Origin of the sequence: Georgenia subflava (assembly GCF_009193155.1) — a bacterium.
Lineage (GTDB): Bacteria > Actinomycetota > Actinomycetes > Actinomycetales > Actinomycetaceae > Georgenia > Georgenia subflava.
Map to the genome: position 1 here is coordinate 800,972 of NZ_VUKD01000001.1, position 17,600 is coordinate 818,571.

Genomic DNA, 17,600 nt, shown 5'->3' on the forward strand with positions numbered 1-17,600 from the left:
CTCACCACTCGGGCTTGGGGTAGACCAGCTCGGCCTCGGCGGCGTCGGCGGGCAGCACGATCGTGATCTCTCCGTCGATGTACTGCTGGATCAGGTGGGCGCCGTTCGGGCGACCGGCCTCGTCCCAGGCGAGCGGACCGACGACCGTGTCGACCTCGTTCTCGTGCAGCCAGTCGATGAGCTTCTGCTGGCACTCACCCTGCTCGGCGCACCCGACCGCCTCGACCGCCGCGGCGACGACCTGGCCGGTGGTGTACGCGTTGGCCTCGTCCTCGGCCGGCTCCTGGCCGTGCAGCTCGATGTTCGCGGCGACGAACTCCTCGTTCGACGGGAACGGCGACTCGATGGAGTAGCCCGTGGGGGCGATGACGCCCTCGGCGGCGTCCCCGACCGCCTCGACGAACTCGGTGTTCGTCGGCGCGGTGCTGAACATCGCCATCTTCGGCTGGTAGTCCAGCTGCTGCAGGGCCAGGATCATGTTCACCGCGTCCTGGTAGAGGGTGCCGCCGATGAGCACGTCCGGGTCGGCGTCGGCGATCTGTGCCGCGATCGCGTTCATGTCGGTGGCGTTCGGCGGGTACACCTCGTCCACCACGATCTCGACGCCGAGCTCGACGAGCCCGTCCCGCATGCCGTAGGCCGTGCCCTGGGCGAACGGGTCGTCCTGGGCCGCGACGGCAGCGGTCTTGGGCCGCTCGTCCTCCGGCATGGCCTCGATGTAGTCCAGCAGGTGGTTGTAGTGGTCCGGCGCGATGGCGGGCGCGGCGTAGAAGATGTTGTCGAAGCCGTTCTCGAAGACCTCCGCGGCCGCCGCGGCCGGCTCCACGAAGAGCATGCCGTACTCGTTCGCCACGCGGGAGGCGGGCACGACGAGCCTGGTGGAGAAGGGGCCGACCACCAGGTCGACCTGGTCCTGCGCGATGAGCGCCTCGTAGTCGGAGACCACCCGGGCCGCGTCGGACGCGTCGTCGAGGATCTTGAGCTCCACCTGGCGGCCGAGCAGACCGCCGTTGTCGTTCACCACCTGCGCCCAGGTCTGGTAGCCGCGCTGCACGCCCTTGCCGGGCTCGGCGAAGTCACCGGTCAGCGGGAGCGAGATGCCGATGACGATGGGGTCGTCGTTGCCGGCGCTGTCGCCCGTGGCGTCACCGGTCCCACCGTCACCGGTGGCGTCCGTCGAACCGCAAGCGGCGAGTACAAGAGCCGCTGCACCAGCCAGCGCACTCCATCGAGCCAACTTCCTTGTTGACATCTTTGCCTCCTACTTCATCGTGGGTGTGGCAAGCGCAATCGAAAGCGCTTTCAGGCAACGTAGAGGTTCTCCGAGGCCGGCGCAAGGGTTTTGGTCCACTTGGCGCATATCAATTGCGTATCGGCTCGCGGAGCCCAGCCGGCACACCGCAGCAGGGCGCTGCCGGCCAGGCGACGGCGAGCGGGAGCTCCAAGACCGGCGGTTTCGGGACGCCCGAGCGACAGCGCGTGAGAGCCACGCCCGGGCGACGGCGAGCGGGAGCTGCCGCTCGGGCGACGGCGCGTGAGAGGTGCGCCCGGGTGACGGCGCGTGGGAGCCGCCGCCCCGGGCGACGGCGCGCAGGAGCTGCGGCTGCCGCCTCGGGCGGAACCGTGGTCGCTACGCACGCGGCCGGGACCACACGTGCGAGCCCGCCATGACGAGGCCGGCCTCCTCCGGCCCCCAGCTGCCGGCGGGGTACACCGCGACGGGTCCGCCGCCCTCCCACTCGCGGATGACCGGCTCGACGATCTCCCAGGACCGCAGCATCTCGCCGTGGTCGGGGAAGGTCCCGCGCTCGCCCACCGTGGCGCTGTGGAAGATGTGCACGTAGTCCTGCGCCAGGGCCGGGTCGGCCGATGCCAGGTCGAGGGTCCGTCCGCCGGTGACCATCCGGACGAATGGATCTCCCTTGATGCTCACATGGATCACGTCACCCTCCGCGCGCCCCGGACGGGTGGCGCCGTCGGCCGCGCCCCGGAGCTGGATCCGGATGTCGCACACGGCCTGCGCGAGGCGCTTGCCGGTGCGCAGATAGACCGGCACGCCCGCCCAGCGCGGGTCGGACGAGCGCAGCCGCAGCGCCGCGAAGGTCTCGGTCCGTGTCCCGTCGGCCACCCCCGACTCGTCGGCGTAGGCCCGTACGAACGAGCCGGGCACCGGGCCGTACTGGCCGCGCACGGCGGCGTGCGTCCCGTCGGGCCGGGTGTCGACGGACAGCTGCTCGAGCGCCCGGAGCCGCCGGTCCGGCCAGCTGGTCGCCCGTCCCGACACGTCGCGACGCGCGGAGAGCACCGCGGCGCACAGCTGCAGACCGTGGTTCTGGATGACGTCCCGCAACGCGCCGACCCGGTCGTAGAACCCACCACGGCCGTCGACGCCGAGCGTCTCGGCGATCGTGATCTGCACGTGCGCCACGGAGGACCGGTCGAGCCGGCCGGCCAGCCTGTCGCTGACGATCCGTAGCCGCTCGAGCTGACGGACCTCCGGCTTGGCGAGGTAGTGGTCGACCAGCAGCAGCTCGTCGCTGCGGATCGAGCGCGTCACGTGCGCGAGCAGCTCCCGCGCGCTGGTCAGGTCCTCGCCGAACGGCTTCTCGATGAGCACCCGGCACTGCCGACCCGCACCGCGGACGTGGTCGCACAGCCGCCCGAGGTTCTCGACGATGGCTTCGAACGCCTCGGGCGGGGTCGCCACGTAGAAGACGACCACCTCGCCGCCGCCCGGACGGGCCGCGACGAGCCGGCGGCGGATGCGCTCGTAGGTGGCCGCATCTCCATAGCCCCCGCCGACGTAATCGACCTCGAGGGCGCCGGTGCCGTCGAGACCCGCGGCCGCACGAAAGGCGTCTACCGGGATCTCGGAGCGTCCGACCCCCAGCAGCCGCACGGGCGTCACGGGTGCGTAGCCGTCCGCGAGCCGGGTGAGCGCCGGCAGGAGCTTGCGCCGTGCCAGGTCCCCGGTGACACCGAAGAGGACGACGGTCAGCGCGGCGCAGGCCGGCGCCGTCGGAGCCGCTGCCCCACCGTCTCGGGCAGGCGCCCCGGTCGGAACCGCCGGGGGCGCGAGCACTGATGCGGAGATGGTCACGGGGCCTCCTCTGACGCGGGTCGTCCGCGTCGATGCGAACGTCTCGATTGAAAGCGCTTTCTCCGCACACTAGGGTTGCAGCGACGTACGGTCAACAGGACGCTACGGTTCCCGGACCGTCCGCACCCGCGACGGGCGGGAGAGAACAGAAGGTGGGAAGGCGTGAAGAGAGCAGCTGTCAGGCTCGCGGACGTGGCCGCCCAGGCGCAGGTCTCGCTCGCGACAGCCAGCCGGGTGCTGAACTCCCAGGGTGGCTACACCGGCCGGCCGGCGCTGCGCGAGCGGGTGCTGGCCGCCGCCGCCGAGCTGGGCTACGAGCCGAACTTCCACGCCCAGGCGCTCGCCAGCGCGACCTCCACGACGATCGGCCTGGTCCTCCACGACATCCGTGACGCGTACTTCGCGCTGATGGCCGGAGCCATCGTGCGAACCGCCGAGGCGCACGGCCTGTTCGTGACCATCGTGTGCACGTACCGCGACCCGTCGCAGGAGCTGAAGTACGTCAAGCTCCTCCGCGCACAGCGCCCGCGGGCCATCATCATGGCCGGCAGCGGCTTCATCAACAGGTCCGCCTTCGAGCCGATCGAGACCGAGCTCACGCGGTTCGAGGAGACCGGCGGAGTGGTCGTGTCCGTGGTCGGCGACCGCGGCGTCGGCCACCGCATCGTGCTGGAGAACGAGTCGGGCTCCCGCGAGCTCGCCCACACGCTCGCGGACCTCGGGCACACGAGGTTCGCGGTCGCCACCGGGCCGGCCCGGCTGACCACGGCCCGCGACCGGCTCAAGGGCTTTCGCCTCGGCCTGCAGGACCGTGGCCTCGAGCTGCCGAAGGGTTCGGTGCATCACGTCGACATGACCCGGGAGGGCGGCCTCCGGCTGGCCGAGCTGATCGCCGCGCAGCCGGAGCGCCCCACCTGCGTCTTCGCCGCCTTCGACGTGGTCGCCGCGGGACTGATCGCCGGTCTGCAGCAGAACGGGGTCGACGTCCCGGGCGAGGTGTCCGTCGCCGGCTTCGGTGACATCCCGCTCGCCGCCCAGATCACGCCGGCGCTGAGCACCGTCAGCGTGCCGCTCGAGCTGATCGGGCAGCAGGCGGTCGAGCTCGCCATGGTCGAGGACAGCTCGATCCGTCGGTCGATCTCGATCGACGGCACGGTGGTCATGCGGGCGAGCACGGCGCCGGTGCCCGCCCGGGTCGCCGCCCACGACGGCTGACGCCTCAGACCCGTGCGAACCCGGCGGCGACGGCGTCGAGCACGTCGTCGGGGTCGCTCGCCCAGACCTCCTCGTTGAAGATCTCCACCTCGATCGGCCCGGAGTACCCGGTGGCGTCGACCGACGCGCCCAGGGCCGTCAGGTCGATGACGCCGTCGCCCGGGATGCCGCGCCCGAACAACGGGTGCGGCTGCGGGACGAGCCAGTCGCAGATCTGGTAGCTGATGACCTTCTCGCCGGCCCGCTGGATCGCGGCGTCCAGGCGAGGGTCCCACCACACGTTGTAGGAGTCGACGGCGACGCCGACGTCGTCGCCGACCGCCTCGGCCATGTCCAGCGCCTGGTCGAGCGTGACGACGACTCCCCGCTCGGCGGCCATCATCGGGTGGAGCGGCTCGAGCGCGAGGGCGACGCCCGCGTCGCGCGCGACCTCTGCCATGGCGGCGAGCCCGTCCTGGGAACGCTGCCGTGCGCCGCGGAGGTCGTTGTCCGGCCCGAGCCCGCCGCAGACGATGTAGAGGCAGTCGGCGCCGGTCTCGTGCGCGATCTCGATCGCCCGGCGGTTGTCGTCGCTCACGGCGCCGTTGCCCGTCGGCTCGGTGAAGAAGCCGGCCCGGCAGATGCTGGAGACGCTGAGGTCGTGCGAGCGGACGATCTCCACCGCCCGCGGCAGCCCGACCTCCTCGACCTTGTCGACCCACAGGCCGATCCCGCCGATCCCGTGCCGGGCCAGGCCGGCCGCGGTCTGCTCGAGGTCCCAGTTCTTGACCGTGATCTGGTTGATGCTCAGACGCTGGGGGTCGGCCATTGTCAGATCCTTCCGTCGATTCCGTTGAGAGCGAGGACCGGCAGCATCCGCTGCACGGCCAGGTCCGGGTCGGCGAGGAGGCCGGCCCGGTCGGCCAGCCGGAACAGCTCGCTCAGGTGGGCCACCGAGCGGGCCCCCTCGAGACCGCCGACCATCCGGAAGTGGTCCTGGAACCCCCGCAGGTAGGCGAGGAAGACCACCCCGGTCTTGTAGTGGAACGTCGGCGCCTCGAACACCTTGCGAGCCAGCGGCACCGTCGGTGCGAACAGCTCGTCGTACCGGTCGACGTCGCCGCCGTCCAGCGCCTGCAGCGCGGCCGCCGCCACCGGGGCGATGGGGTCGAAGATGCCGAGCAGCGCGTCGCTCGCGGAGTGCTCGTCGCCCTTGATGAGGTTGGGGTAGTTGAAGTCGTCCCCCGTGAACATCCGCACCCCGGCGGGCAGGCGGCGCCTGAGGTCGATCTCGCGCTGCTCGTCCAGGAGCGAGATCTTGATCCCCGCCACCTTCTCCCGGTTGGCGGCGATGAGCTCCACCACCGTCTCGGTGGCCCGGTCGAGGTCGTCCGACCCCCAGTAGCCCTGCAGCTGCGGGTCGAAGACGGCACCGTGCCAGTGCAGGATCACTGGGCCGGAGGCCTGCTCCAGCACGCGGCCGTAGACCGCGAGGTAGTCCTCCGGCCCGCGTGCCGCCGCGGCCAGCGCCCGGCTCGCCATGAGGATGACCTCCGCGCCGCTGTCCTCGATGAACGCGGTCTCCTCGAGGTACGCCTCGACGACGTCCTCGACGGTCGCGACGCCGGGGACCAGCCGGTCGGTGCCGGCGCCGCAGGCCACCCGCGCGCCACGGGCGGTCGCCTCCGCCGCCGAGCGGCGGATCAGCTCGTGGGCGGACTCGAGCGGCAGGCCCATGCCCCGCTGCGCGGTGTCCATGGCGTCGGCGACCCCGAGGCCGAGGTCCCACACGTGGTGGCGGAACCGCAGCGTCGCCTCCCAGTCGATGGCCGGCGCCGTGACCGGGGAGGCGTCCGCCAGCGGGTCGAGCACCACGTGCGCCGCGGAGTACGCCACCCGGGAGGTCGCCGGCTCCAGGCGCGTCGGCAGCGGCTCCGCGGGACCGGTCAGCACGTGGTCCTGCGTCGACCCGCCCGGCCCGGCGAGGCGGATCCGGGCTGTCACGAGCGCACCGGCTCGAGCACCTCGCCCTGGCTCGCGCGCTGCGGGATCGTCAGCTCCGGCACGTCGACCCAGCGCCGCTCCTCGACCGACTGCAGCGCGAGCTCGGCCAGCTGGACACCCTTGGCCCCCTCCAGGAGGTCCCAGGGGAAGGCCTTGTCGGCGCCGACGACGTACTTGAGGAACATCTCCCACTGCACCTTGAACGCGTTGTCGAACTCGCCGTTGTCCGGCACCTCCTGCCACCCCGCGCGGAAGTCGATCGGGTTGGGGATGTCCGGGTTCCAGACCGGCATCGGCGTCGCGCCGCGCGACTGGATGCGGCAGTCACGCAGCCCGGCGATGGCACTGCCGAGGGTGCCGTCGAGCTGCCACTCGGCGATCTCGTCGCGGTAGGGCCGCGTCGCCCACGACGTCGTGAACTGCGCGACGACGTCGGAGTCGAACTTGAACATGCCGTACGCGGCGTCCTCGGCGGTGGCGACGTACTCGTTGCCCGACTCGTCCCAGCGGCGCGGGATGTGCACCTGCGCGTGGCACAGCACGGACCGGACCGGACCGAGGAGGTTGTCCAGGACGTAGCGCCAGTGCGGGTACATGTCCAGGATCAGGCCGCCGCCGTCCTCCTTGCGGTAGTTCCACGACGGGCGGTTCAGGTGCTGCCAGTCGCCCTCGAACACCCAGTAGCCGAAGTTCAGACGGAGGCTGAGCAGGTCGCCGAAGAAGCCGCCGTCGATGAGGCGCTTGAGCTTCTGGATGCCGGGCAGGAAGAGCTTGTCCTGCACGACGCCGGACTTCACGCCGGCCTCGTCGGCAAGGCGCGCCAGCTCGAGCGCGTCGGCGAGCGAGGTGGCCGTCGGCTTCTCGCAGAAGATGTGCTTGCCCGCGGCGATGGCCTGCTTGATCGACTCGGCCCGACGCTCGGTGGTCTGTGCGTCGAAGTAGATCTGGTCGTCGGGGTTCGACAGCGCCGCCGCGAGGTCGGTCGTCCACCGCGTCACGCCGTAGCGCGCGGCGAGGTCGGCCAGCTTGTCGGGGTTGCGGCCCACGAGGATCGGGTCGACGACGATGCGTCGGCCGTCACCGAGGTCGATTCCGCCCTGCTCCCGGATCGCGACGATCGAGCGGTCGAGGTGCTGACGCGTCCCCATCCTCCCCGTGACGCCGTTCATGATGATGCCCAGCCGGATGTCTTCCATGGTTCTCTCCAATGAGGTGTGGACGTCTTTGTCTGTAAGCGCTTTCTATACGGCGGCGGTCCCAGGTGTCAAGGACCTCACCGCCGCCGGGCCTCGACCGAGCGCCCTCGGGAGACGCCGCCCGGGTCGTCGAGACGCCGGCGCTGTCCGGCGCGTCGACGCGCCGCGCCGCCGGGCCGGCCCGCCGCGCCGCACCGCCGCGCGGCCGCGCCGCCGAGCTCCGGCCCCCCGGTCACCGGGCGCACTCACACCTGAGCGGCCGGTCGTCAGGGACGCTCGCGCCGGACCTCTGCCAGGAGACGGGCGACGTTGCCGCCTCGGATCGCCGCCCTGTCCACCTCGCCGGCCGCGTCCAGGCCGTCCACGCGCCCGACCGGGTCGGCCTCGCCCGTCGGGAAGGGGTAGTCGCTGCCGAGGAGCAGCCGGTCGGTGCCCGCGAACTCCCACAGCCACCGCAGCGCCTGGTCCCCGTGGGTGAGCGTGTCGAAGTAGAGCCGGCGCAGGTCGTCCGACGGTGCGGCGGACGAAGCGGGTCGGCCGGCGAACGCCCAGAGGGCGTCGAGGCGTCCGGCCATCGCGGGCAGCGGGCCACCGCCGTGCACGGCGCACAGCCGCAGCCCGGGGTGGCGGTCGAGCACGCCGGCGCGCAGCAGCGCGGCCACGGCCACGGCACCCTCCAGCGGCGTACCCAGAGCATCGCCGATGCCGTGGGCACGCAGCCGTGGCGCCGACAGCGGCGTGAACGGGTGCAGCATCAGCAGCGCCCGATGCTGGGCCGCCCTGGCCCAGAGCGGGTCCAGACGCGGGTCCGCCAGCTCCGACGTGTGGGTCGCCGTCGGCAGGATCGCGCCGCACATGCCCAGGTCCACCACGGCTCGGGTGAGCTCCGCGGCGGCCTCGCCGGCGTCCTGCAGCGCCACCATCGCCATCCCGACGAGCCGGTCGGGCAGCGCGCGCACCTCGGCCGCCAGGGCGTCGTTGACCGCCCTGGCGTGGTTCGCGGCGGCTCCGGCCGGCAGGTCCTCGGGGTACAGCTCCAGCCAGGGCGAGAGCACCTGGACGTCGACGCCGGAGCGGTCCATCGCCGCCACGCGGCCGGCCACGTCCGTCAGCGCGTGCGGCACCGGGCCGACGCTGCGCTCGCCGATCCGCAGGCGCAGGCCGTCCGCCCCCTCGAGGACCTCGTACGTCGGCTCGCCCGACCTGGCACCGACGTCCAGCAGCGCTGCGGGCAGCGTGTGGGCGTGCACGTCGTAGACCGGCGCGCTTTCCGAACCGACCTGCGCAAGACCTCTTGCCACGATGTCCATGCCGTGAGAGTGTACAGAAAACTGAAAGCGCTTCCTGCAGGAGATGTGGATCAATGACGATGACACGTGCCACCCCGACCGCCGCTGCCACGACCGCCGGCCGCCTCGCCGGCAAGGTGGTGCTCGTGACCGGCGGCGCCAAGGGCCTGGGCCGCTCGGTCGCCCTTGCCGTCGCCGACGCCGGCGGCGACGTCGCCTTCACCTTTCACACCAGCAACGAGCCCGCCGGGCGCACGCTCGACGAGGTCCGCGAGCGCGGCGTGAACGCCGAGATCCGGCAGTGCGACGTCCGCGACTCCGCGGAGGTCCGCGCCACGGTCGCCTGGGCGAACGAGCGGTTCGGCCGGATCGACGGGCTCGTCAACAACGCCGGCGTCATGCCCGAGCACCCGTTCCTCGAGATCACCGAGGACCAGTGGGACGACGTCATGCGCACCGACCTCACCAGCGCGTTCGTGGCGAGCCAGGCCGTGATCCCGCACATGCTCGCCCAGGGCGGCGGCTCAATCGTCAACATCGCCTCCCGGCTCGGTCAGGTCGGCTGGCCCGGTGTCGCGCACTACGCCAGCGCCAAGGCGGGCTCCATCGCTCTGGTCAAGTCGATCTCGCGGGAGTTCGGCCAGCGCGGCATCCGCGCCAACGCCGTCTCCCCGGGCGTCATGAACACCGACATGGGGCGCACCGTCATGGACGGCGAGGTCGGCCGCAAGCGCATGGCCGAGCTGCCGCTGGGCCGCTTCGCCGAGCCCGGGGAGGTCGCGGACGCCGTCGTCTTCCTCCTCTCCGACGACGGCGCGCTCTTCCTGGGGCAGACCCTGTGCCCGAACGCCGGCGGGCTCATGCCCTAGGGCGCCACCACCGGGGGGCGCCGTAGGGCGCCGCCCGGCCGGGCGGCACACGCCCGGGAGCGCGCCACCGGACCACACACCCTGGCGCACCCGCCGCGAGCGCGTCACAGGTCGAACCCACTCGTCGAAGAAGGTCAGGAGAAATGGAAGTTCTCAGCGTCACCGATGCGGTCGGGCTCGTCCGTGACCGCGACGCGGTGTGGATCGGCGGTTCCGGGGCGGGCCACGCCGTGCCGCAGCTGTTCATCGACGAGCTGGCCCACCGCTACACCGAGCACGCCTCCCCCAGGGACCTCACCACCGTCCGGGTGGTCGGCATCGGGGACTTCGCCTCGCGCGGCATGTCACAGCTCGCCCTGCCCGGCCTGCACGCACGCACGATCGGCAGCAACATCGGCAACGAGCCCGAGCTCGGCGCACTGGTGCGGGCGGAGCAGATCCAGGCCTACTCCCTGCCGCAGGGGGTGCTCTCGGCGCTGTGCCGCGAGATGGCCGCCGGCCGGCCCGGGCTGATCACCGACGTCGGCCTGGGCACCTACGTCGACCCGCGCAACGGCGGCGGACGCCAGAACGCCGTCACGACCGAGGACGTCGTCGAGGTCATCGAGCTCGCAGGCCGCGAGTGGCTCTTCTTCCACGCCCTGCCCATCGACGTCGCGGTCATCCGGGCGACCGTCGCCGACGAGGACGGCAACCTCGTCATGGACGGCGAGGCGGTCCACGGCGACTCCCTCGCCCTGGCGATGGCCGCGCACAACAACGGCGGCATCGTGATCGCCCAGGTCAAGTCGCTCGCCCAGCGGCGCAGCCTGCGGCCCCGGGACGTACGCATCCCCGGGGCGCTGGTGAACTACGTCTACGTCGACCCGGTCCAGACCCAGACCTACCTGACCGAGTTCTCCCCGTACTACGCCGGCCAGCTGCGCCAGGCCCCGCCCGACGGCGCCGCCGACGCCCCGCTGGACGTGCGCCGGGTCATCGGCCGGCGGTCCCTGCTGGAGTTCGCCCCCGGCGACATCTGCAACCTCGGCTTCGGCATCAGCCAGCAGATCGGCGCCATCGCCGCCCGCGAGGGCGTGACCGAGGACCTGACGCTGACGGTCGAGCAGGGCATCTTCGGCGGTGCTCCGGCCGGCGGTCCCGACGGCGGCGCCGGGGTGAACTTCCAGGCGATGCTCGAGCAGCCGTCGATGTTCGACTTCTACGACGGCGGCGGGCTCGACATCGCCAGCCTCTCCTTCGCCCAGGTGGACTCCCACGGCAACGTCAACGTCCATGCCTTCGACGACCGGCCACGCGGACCGGGTGGCTTCATCAACATCGCGAACCGCACGAAGAAGCTCTGCTTCGTCGGCACGTTCACCGCCCGTGGGCTCAAGGTAGACGTCGACGACGGGCACCTCGCGATCCGGCAGGAGGGCAGCCAGCACAAGTTCGTGCCCGACGTCCAGGAGATCACCTTCAGCGGTGCCGCGGCCCTGGCCCGGGGCCAGCGGGTCCGCTACGTCACCGAACGCGCGGTGTTCGCCCTGACAGCGGACGGCCTCGAGCTGATCGAGATCGCCGAGGGGCTCGACGTCGAGCGCGACGTGCTCGCGCACATGGGCTTCCGGCCACGTGTGTCGCCGGACCTGGCGCCGATGGACCCCCGGATCTTCCGGCCGGGCCCGATGGGGCTGGCTGCCGACTTCGCACGCATGGGAGAGACCCGCCGATGACATCCCTGGTCGAGGTGACGCTGGGCACCACCTGCGAGATCGTCCTGGACAACCCGCCGATGAACGTCGTCAGCCGCGAGCTGACGGTCGAGCTGCGGGACGCGCTGACCGCCGTCGCGAGGCACGCCGCGGCGCGGGCGCTGATCGTCACGGGCGCCGGCGGGCGCGCCTTCTGCGCCGGCTCCGACATCGCGGAGTTCGAGGCCCTGCACGGCCGGGTCGCCGAGGACAAGCTCCTGCTGGAGGGGCTCGTGTACCGCCAGCTCGCCCGGACGGCGGTCCCGACGATCGCGGCCATCGAGGGGCACGCCCTCGGCGGCGGGCTCGAGCTCGCGCTGGCCTGCGACCTGCGGGTGGCGAGCGAGAAGTCCAAGCTGGGCCTGCCCGAGCTCAAGCTGGGCGTGCTGCCCGGCAGCGGTGGCACCCAGCGCCTCGCCCGCGTCGTCGGGCTGGCGCGGGCGAAGGAGATGATCCTGCTCGGTCAGGTCCTCACCGCCGAGCGCGCCGAGCAGCTGGGCCTGGTCAACGAGGTGACCCCGACCGGCGGCGCGCTCGCCCGGGCCCGCGAGCTCGCCGACGAGATCGCCACGCGCGGCCCGCGGGCCGCCCGCCTCGCGAAGCGGCTCATCGACGAGTCCCTCGACCGCTCCCTCGACGACGGCCTCGCCCTCGAGCTCGACGCGTCCGAGGAAGTCTTCTCCACCCAGGACATGCTCGAGGGCGCCCGCGCCTTCAAGGAGAAGCGTTCCGCCCAGTTCACCGACAGCTAGCCACCGACAACCAGCCCCGGGGAGGACCCCATGCGCACCGCCGCGCTCTTCGGTCTGCCGCTCACGCGTCAGCACTCACCCGCCATGCACAACGCCGCCTTCGCCTCGACCGGCATCGACGGCGAGTACGTCCTGCGCGAGGTCACCGCGGACGAGCTCGCCGCCGAGGTCGACCGGGCCCGCGCCGAGCGCTGGTACGGGTTCCAGATCACCGCCCCGCACAAGCAGGCGATCATGCCGCTGCTCGACCAGATCGAGCCGGCCGCGCGCGCGATAGGCGCGGTCAACAGCGTCGAGATCCGCGACGACGGCACCCTCGTCGGCTTCAACACCGACGTCATCGGCTTCATGACGGCCGTGCGGCAGGTGCTCGACAAGCCGATCGCCGAGTCCCGCGTGGTGGTGGCCGGCTCGGGCGGCGTCGCGCACGCCGCGGTGTACGGGCTCGCCACCGAGCAGCCGGTCTCGCTCACGGTGGCCGACCTGCGGCGGGAGGACTCCGCGCGCCTCGCGGACGAGTACGCGGACGTCTTTGCCATCGAGCCCATCTCGTTCGACGACGACGCCCTCGCCTCCCGGCTCGCGGAGGCGGACCTCTTCGTCAACGCGACGTCGGTCGGGATGCTGAGCGTCGGCCCGGTGGTCCCGGTCGACTCGCTCGCGCCGCACGCCGCCGTCTTCGACGTCGTCTACCTCCCCCGCACCACGGAGCTCGTCCGGCAGGCCCGCGCCGCCGGGCACCGCGCGGCGAACGGCGAGCACATGCTCATCGCCCAGGCGGTCGCCGCGTTCTCCCGGTGGACCGGCACACCGGACCAGACCGAGGTCATGCGTGACGCCGTAGAGCCGTTCCTCGCCGACCCGGACGCCCGCCCCTGACACCCCCGCGACTCACGCGGTCGGTGGCACCACCGGGGTGTCGGGCTCGGCCTGGTCCCGACGAATGACGCTGATCATGCCGTTCGGCTCCACGTAGGCGCGGCTCACCACGGCGGGGTCGGTAATCCCGTGGAGCCGGAGCTGCGAGAGTACCTCCTCAAGCGTCATGAACTCGCGTCGCATGACTCGGTGGTCGAGCTCGCCGTCCCGGATGAGCGCCTTGGGTCTGGCCTTGGCGAGGCGGGCGAACCGTGGCCAGCGATAGGCCAATGCGTCGAGTGCCACGCTCCAGAACAAGATCGTCGCCACGAGCACGAAGCTGTCCGTGATGGAGTCCGCCCCGCCGCGGAGACCGGCACTGGCAGCGTCGGCGACGAGGACGACCACGAGCAGGTCGGTGAGGCCGAGCCCGCCCGACTCTCGTTGCCCGACCACCCGCAGGGCGACGATGAGGGCGAGGAAGGTCACCGTGCCGCGGAGGATGAGCTCCAGCACCGGTGTGGAGGTCGTGAACATCGCGTCCCAGGCCGGCATCCGTTACCCCAGACTCTTGAGCTGACATCGTGACTCCCACTCATCCTCAGGTGTCCTGGTCCTGACGGCCACCGGCCGAGGGCCGAGTCGTCGTTCAGGCGGGCCACCCGCCGGCTCCACCGGCTCGGTGGGGCTCGGCGGCTTCACTGTCGGGGGCAACCGGCCCTCGCCGGAGTCGTCGCGTCTCGTCAACGGCTTCCCCGGGCGCGCATACTTTTCCGATGGGCGTCCTTCACGGCGTCGGTCGGCGGAAGCCGGCGAGGAGCGGGCACGGCGGGCCGCTCGAACCTCGGGCGTACGTCGCCAGGTCGGGGCACGCGCTTGCCGACGGCGTCGTGGCGGCGGTCTCGCTCCTGCTGGCGCTCGGGGCCTGCACCGACCCGCCGGCCGCACCGGACGGCCCGGCCTCCCCGCCGGCCGAGACGCAGGGCTCGACGGCGGCACCGGGACCAGGACCAGGACCAGGACCAGGACCAGGACCAGGACCAGGACCAGGACCAGGACCAGGACCAGGACCGCAGGGTCCCGCAGCAGGACCCGGCCCGGACGACCACGCCGACCGCATACCCGAGGAGCCGGTACCCGACCCGCGGAAGCCAGATCCCAGTGAGGAATTCTCGCCGCAGACCACGGGAAGGGACCCGGAAGGCGGTCCCCTCACCCGCTTCCCCTCTCCGTTCCCGACGGCGGAGCTCGCGATCCTGCCGGCGAGACCCGTCCGACCGTGGCTCGCAGACGCGCTCCAGGCGGACCTGGACGAGCTGGTCGCCGCGGCCGGCACAGGCGGGGTCAGCGCGGCGGTGATCAGCGCCGAGCACGGCACCTGGTCCGGCGCGGCAGGCACGTCCGGCGACGGTGGGCCGATGACGACCGCCCACCGGTTCCCGCTCGGCACCCTCTCGGAGGCCGTCGTGGCCGCGCAGGTCATGCGTCTGGTGGAGCGCGGCCGCGTACGGCTGGAGGACCGCGCCGTGACGCACCTGCCGGACAACCTTCCGTTCGTGTCGAACGGGGCGAGCGTGCGCGACCTGCTCGGCATGCGGAGCGGACTGCTGGGGCTGCGCAGGGCGGACCGCGCTCTCGACGATCCGCGCCGGGTCTGGACTCCCGAGGAGGTCCTGGCACTGATCCCGTCCGAGCGTCTCTCGCCCGGTGAGCTGATGGAGTACTCGAGCATCAACTACTTGCTCCTCGGGCTCCTCGTCGAGGAGGTGACCGGACGGTCCCTGGCCACCGTCCTGCGCCGTGACGTGCTGGGTGGACCGGGGTCCGAGGGGTTTCTCGTCCAGCCCGTCGAGGAGCTGACCGGGCCGGTGGCGCTGCCCGTCGCGAGCGACGGAGCCACCATGGACCTCGCCGTTCTGGGCGGGGCAGTGCCGTCGCTCAACGAGGTGACGCGCACCGGTGCGGGCCAGGCGCTCGCGTCGGACGCGGCCAGCCTCGCCCGGTGGTGGGGCCGGCTCTGCGGCGGCGACATCGTGTCGGCGCAGTCGCTGACCGAGATGACCACCTTCGACCCGGAGCGGTGGAGCTGGGAGCTGGACAGCTTCGGCCTCGGCCTGGTCGACATGTCCGAGGCGGACGACACCCCCGCCGTCGGCCGGGCCGCCGAGATGCCCGGCTACCGCGCACAGGCGCACTGCAAGGTGGACCAGGGCGTCGTCGCCGCTGCCTTCGTCAACCGCGACGTCGGCCTCCTCGACGCCGGCGCTCTCGCCATGTCGCTCTCGCACATCGCCGCGACGGCGCCACCGGTCCAACCCAATCAGCGGAGGTAGCCGGCGCCGCCGCCAGGGGTTGGCCAAGCACTCCTCGGCCCGTGCCGGGCGGCGCTCGGCTACCGGTGAGTGGTCCCGGCGAAGTCGTAGCATCGGCGCGGTCGTAGCATCGGCGAGTGATAGGTCGGTCGAGCGGCGATGGCTGGTCGTGGGTCAGCGGTTGGGCATTGGGTTCTGCGGGCTCGTTCTGGTCAGATCTGCTGATCGGCGTCGGCTCCGCCCTGCTGCTGGCCTGGCTCATCCTCGTCCTCGCACTGCTCGTCGCACGGCCCCGCGGAGGACTTTTGCGCGAGGCGCTGCGGATACTGCCCGACGGGCTCCGGCTCGTGCGTCGCCTCGCGGGCGACAAGAACCTGCCGCGCGGGGTCCGCGTCCGGCTCGCACTGCTGCTCGCTTACCTCGCGCTCCCGGTCGACCTGATCCCCGACTTCATCCCCGTCTTGGGCTACGCCGACGACGCCATCGTCGTCACCATCGTGCTTCGCGGCGTCGTCCGCCGCGCCGGGATCGACGTGGTGCGCAACCACTGGCCCGGCACCGAAGCCGGCTTCGCCACCGTCGTCCGCCTCACCGGCCTGGACAATCACAAGGACCGGTGACGTCGAGCGCGGTGACCGAGGAGACCATGCACAAGAGCCCCGGCCGGTCGGCCGGGGCTCCTGCGCGCATGGGTGCTGGTGACGATCAACGCAGCCAGCTGTTGCCGACCTTGCCGGCCCACCACTTGCCGATCCCCCACGTGTCGCCGGAGAGGGTCACCGCCGAGATGATCAGGACCATCGCCTCGATCCAGTGCGAGTCGGTGATGGGGTTGGTGCCACCGACGGCCACCGGGATCATCGCGAGGTACATGAAGAGCATGAGCAGCGAGCCGGTCGCGGCGGCGATCTTCAGGCCGGCGCCGGTGACCATCGCGACCCCGATGCCGAGCAGGCCGGCCATGAACAGGACGTCACCGAACGGGTTGGCGAAGATCTGGAAGAACTCCGCGAACGGGCCCTCGATGCCGCCGATGAACCCCTGGGCGGGAGTGCCGCCGTTGATCCAGGCACGCTCGGCTGGGGTGGCGAACCCCAGACCGAAGAGCTTGTCGACGAAGGCCCAGAGGAACGTCCAGCCAATCACGATCCTGCCGACGGCCAGGGCCTTGCGGGCCGCTGCGGAGGTGACGACCTCCTCCTGGTAGACGGTGGTGGGCGCGGTGCTGGGGAACGTCTCGGTGATGGTGGCCATCATGCTCTCCTTGAGCAACAGGTGGAGTTCCTGAGGTGGAACTTCCTATGGCTCAAGCATCCCGGTCCAGAATGTCGGGTTCGTGGGGCCAACGTCCCGGTGACGTGCGGGGCCGTGGTGACCTGCGCCTCACCCCTGGCCGCGGAACCCGTCGAGCAGCGACGGCCGGTCGAGGATCTCGATGCGCACGCCGTCGGGGTCGACGAGGTCGGCGGCCCTGGCGAGGTCGTCGTCACCGGGCCGCGGCAGGCGCCGGACCGAGACCCCCAGCTCGCCCAGCCTCTCGGCGGCGGCCTCGACGTTCGTCACCCGGAGCGCCAGGTGCGGGAACGGTTTGCCCGCTGTCTCGTCCGTGTGCAACAGCTCGACGACGTCGTTCCCGACGGCGAGGTAGGTGAGGGCGACGTCGGATCCGGGCACCTGCACCTCGCGCAGGATCTCGAGCCCCATCCGCTCGTGGTAGAACTCCCGCGCCCGGTCCAGGTCGCCGGCCCGGACGCAGACGTGGTCGATGGCCTCGACCAGCTCGTTCGGGCTGGGCTCGTCGCGCAGCTCGAGGTCCCGCTGGAGGATCTCGACGCGGTTGCCGTAGGCGTCGGCGACGAACGCGTTGCGCCCGACGCCGGAGCCAGCGGTACGTGGCTCGACCAGCGCCTCGTAGCCGGCGCCCACCAGCCCGGCGAAGTCGGCGTCGAGGTCGTCCGACAGGAAGGCGACGTGGTCGATCCCGTACGTCGTTCCCGGCCGCGGGGCGCGGAAGTGGAGCAGCTCGACGAGCCCGCCGGCGATCTCCACGTAGACGATGTCGAGCTCGACGGCGGCGATCTCGGTCGACCACACCGTCCTGCCGCCGAGCACGCCCTGGTAGAACCCGAGCGAGGCGTCGAGGTCCTCCACCTGGATGCCGACGTGGTTCATCTCGTAGATCACTGTCGTCAGCCTCTCGGTAGTCACGGACCGGGCGTCCGTGTCGACCGCCCGGCAAGCTCCGACCACAGCATGCGGCACAGCCGTGCCCGGGCACCGCGCCGTCCGG

The 17,600-nt window shown here is 72.0% G+C and carries 16 protein-coding genes; 7 read left to right on the top strand and 9 right to left on the bottom strand.

Translation table 11 applies throughout. From position 1 onward, the window contains the following. Position 1 precedes the first annotated feature (1 nt). The gene (locus GD748_RS03685; protein ID WP_152193812.1) at positions 2-1,252 is read right to left on the bottom strand and encodes an amino acid ABC transporter substrate-binding protein; all 1,251 of its coding nucleotides are present in this window, start codon (positions 1,250-1,252) and stop codon (positions 2-4) included. 378 nt (positions 1,253-1,630) lie between these two features. Then, the gene (locus tag GD748_RS03690; protein ID WP_152193813.1) at positions 1,631-3,100 is read right to left on the bottom strand and encodes a glucose-6-phosphate dehydrogenase (NADP(+)); all 1,470 of its coding nucleotides are present in this window, start codon (positions 3,098-3,100) and stop codon (positions 1,631-1,633) included. 162 nt (positions 3,101-3,262) lie between these two features. Here GD748_RS03690 and GD748_RS03695 point away from each other — a divergent pair, with 162 nt between their 5' ends. After that, positions 3,263-4,315, top strand: a complete 1,053-nt coding sequence (locus tag GD748_RS03695; protein WP_193312798.1) for a LacI family DNA-binding transcriptional regulator — start codon at positions 3,263-3,265, stop codon at positions 4,313-4,315. Positions 4,316-4,319: 4 nt separating this feature from the next. Here the strand turns inward: GD748_RS03695 and GD748_RS03700 are convergent, their stop codons facing one another. The 4 genes from GD748_RS03700 to GD748_RS03715 all read right to left on the bottom strand — a co-directional run bounded on the left by GD748_RS03700 (position 4,320) and on the right by GD748_RS03715 (position 8,804). Continuing rightward, on the bottom strand, positions 4,320-5,123 hold the full coding sequence (locus GD748_RS03700; RefSeq protein ID WP_152193815.1) for a sugar phosphate isomerase/epimerase family protein: 804 nt from the start codon (positions 5,121-5,123) through the stop codon (positions 4,320-4,322). Positions 5,124-5,125: 2 nt separating this feature from the next. Further along, a complete protein-coding gene (locus GD748_RS03705; protein ID WP_152193816.1) occupies positions 5,126-6,298 on the bottom strand; it encodes a dihydrodipicolinate synthase family protein in 1,173 nt (390 codons plus the stop codon). Beyond that, on the bottom strand, positions 6,295-7,494 hold the full coding sequence (locus GD748_RS03710; protein WP_152193817.1) for a Gfo/Idh/MocA family protein: 1,200 nt from the start codon (positions 7,492-7,494) through the stop codon (positions 6,295-6,297). The genes GD748_RS03705 and GD748_RS03710 overlap by 4 nt, the downstream gene beginning before the upstream one ends. Before the next feature lie 266 nt (positions 7,495-7,760). Continuing rightward, positions 7,761-8,804: an amidohydrolase family protein gene (locus GD748_RS03715; RefSeq protein WP_152193818.1), complete on the bottom strand. Its 1,044-nt coding sequence runs from the start codon at positions 8,802-8,804 to the stop codon at positions 7,761-7,763. Between the two features lie 53 nt (positions 8,805-8,857). Here GD748_RS03715 and GD748_RS03720 point away from each other — a divergent pair, with 53 nt between their 5' ends. The 4 genes from GD748_RS03720 to GD748_RS03735 all read left to right on the top strand — a co-directional run bounded on the left by GD748_RS03720 (position 8,858) and on the right by GD748_RS03735 (position 13,019). After that, positions 8,858-9,652, top strand: a complete 795-nt coding sequence (locus GD748_RS03720; protein ID WP_152193819.1) for an SDR family NAD(P)-dependent oxidoreductase — start codon at positions 8,858-8,860, stop codon at positions 9,650-9,652. Between the two features lie 143 nt (positions 9,653-9,795). Further along, positions 9,796-11,370 (top strand): acyl CoA:acetate/3-ketoacid CoA transferase, encoded by a 1,575-nt coding sequence (locus GD748_RS03725; protein WP_152193820.1) that lies wholly within the window; start codon positions 9,796-9,798, stop codon positions 11,368-11,370. Continuing rightward, a complete protein-coding gene (locus GD748_RS03730) occupies positions 11,367-12,140 on the top strand; it encodes an enoyl-CoA hydratase/isomerase family protein (protein ID WP_152193821.1) in 774 nt (257 codons plus the stop codon). Before GD748_RS03725 ends, GD748_RS03730 begins: the two co-directional genes overlap by 4 nt. A gap of 30 nt (positions 12,141-12,170) precedes the next feature. Next, positions 12,171-13,019, top strand: a complete 849-nt coding sequence (locus GD748_RS03735; protein ID WP_152193822.1) for a shikimate dehydrogenase family protein — start codon at positions 12,171-12,173, stop codon at positions 13,017-13,019. Between the two features lie 12 nt (positions 13,020-13,031). On the opposite strand, the gene GD748_RS03740 is transcribed toward GD748_RS03735, so the two are convergent. Next, positions 13,032-13,553, bottom strand: a complete 522-nt coding sequence (locus GD748_RS03740; protein ID WP_226920717.1) for a DUF421 domain-containing protein — start codon at positions 13,551-13,553, stop codon at positions 13,032-13,034. A gap of 221 nt (positions 13,554-13,774) precedes the next feature. Between GD748_RS03740 and GD748_RS03745 the strand changes: the two genes are divergently transcribed. Beyond that, positions 13,775-15,331 (top strand): serine hydrolase domain-containing protein, encoded by a 1,557-nt coding sequence (locus tag GD748_RS03745; RefSeq protein ID WP_152193823.1) that lies wholly within the window; start codon positions 13,775-13,777, stop codon positions 15,329-15,331. Positions 15,332-15,498: 167 nt separating this feature from the next. Next, on the top strand, positions 15,499-15,930 hold the full coding sequence (locus tag GD748_RS03750) for a YkvA family protein (protein ID WP_152193824.1): 432 nt from the start codon (positions 15,499-15,501) through the stop codon (positions 15,928-15,930). Between the two features lie 85 nt (positions 15,931-16,015). Here the strand turns inward: GD748_RS03750 and GD748_RS03755 are convergent, their stop codons facing one another. Further along, a complete protein-coding gene (locus GD748_RS03755) occupies positions 16,016-16,564 on the bottom strand; it encodes a DoxX family protein (RefSeq protein ID WP_152193825.1) in 549 nt (182 codons plus the stop codon). Positions 16,565-16,693: 129 nt separating this feature from the next. Further along, positions 16,694-17,518, bottom strand: a complete 825-nt coding sequence (locus GD748_RS03760) for a VOC family protein (RefSeq protein ID WP_152193826.1) — start codon at positions 17,516-17,518, stop codon at positions 16,694-16,696. Positions 17,519-17,600: the final 82 nt, after the last annotated feature.